Raw genomic sequence first — 1,206 nt, 5'->3', positions numbered from 1 at the left:
TGAGCCTAAAAGACTGACTCAGGATTTAAAACAGCGCGCTAAAAAGCTGAAAAAGCAAGGCGTAGGCAATGGGAAAATTTCTGATTTTAAAGTCGATGGACTTGCCTTGTTTAAACATGAGTTTGAAGTTCAGCACGTGCTTATTGATGGGACGACCGGGGCAGGTAAATCCGTGATGCTGCGTAAACTGCTGCGCTGGATACGCAAGCGCGGTGACAAAGCGATTGTTTACGATAAAGGGTGTACCTTCACCAGTAAGTTCTTTGACCCAAGCCAAGATATCTTACTCAATCCGTTCGATGAACGCTGTGCCAACTGGGATGTATGGTGTGATGCCAAGGAAGCCCCTGACTTTGAGAACATTGCCAATGCCCTTATTCCGCAACACGGTGAAGGTGACCCGTTTTGGGTGGATTCCGCCCGCACTATCTTCTCTAGTGCCGCCTATCGTATGAGTCAAGATAATAAACCATGTTCGACCGCAAGGCTGCTCAGCCTGATACTCACCTCTGAACTCGAAACACTTGGCAACTTCCTGCAAGGTACAGAATCGGCCTCCCTTGTTTCCAAAGACATCAAAAAAACCGCCATCTCGATTAAGTCCGTTCTGGCGACCTACATTAAGAGCCTACGCTTTCTCGATGGACTGGATGAAAAAGACGACAAGGGCGAGCTCAAACGCAAACCCTTTTCTATTACAGACTGGGTACTCGACGATAAGCAACGTGGCTTTTTGTTCTTATCCAGTAATGCGCAGCAACACGCCTCCCTACGTCCATTGATTTCCACTTGGCTTGCCATTGCCTCTAATGCCATTTTAGGGCTAGAGCCAGATGATGACCGCCGTATCTGGGTGATTATGGATGAAATGCCAAGTCTGCATAAACTGCCAGAGCTGGACAGTATCATTGCCGAAGTGCGTAAGTTTGGTGGGTGTTATGTGATTGGTCTGCAGTCTTATGCGCAGCTAGTGAAAACCTACGGTAAGAACACCGCAGACGTGATTTTTGATTTGCTCAACTCTCGCTTTTACTTCCGCGCTCCCTCAGCGCAAATGGCGCAAATCTCCTCCAAAGATTTGGGAGAACAAGAAGTCGATATATCGAGAGAAAATATCTCCTACGGTGCGAATACACTGCGTGACGGGGTATCAATTGGTCACCAAACGGTAACTCGCCCTGTCGTGTCGAGCAGTGAAATTCAAGC

Annotated in this window: 1 protein-coding gene; it reads left to right on the top strand. The window is 47.8% G+C overall.

Features of this window, described 5'->3' with window-relative positions; all coding sequences use genetic code 11:
* The coding region (traD, locus tag AACR11_RS29300) for a type IV conjugative transfer system coupling protein TraD (protein ID WP_079324518.1) at window positions 1-1,206 on the top strand (1,206 nt) is incomplete at both ends.

The sequence above is a fragment of the Vibrio sp. L85 genome (assembly GCF_963871815.1).
GTDB classification, from domain to species: Bacteria; Pseudomonadota; Gammaproteobacteria; order Enterobacterales; family Vibrionaceae; genus Vibrio; species Vibrio harveyi.
This window is presented reverse-complemented; position numbering and strand designations above follow the sequence as displayed.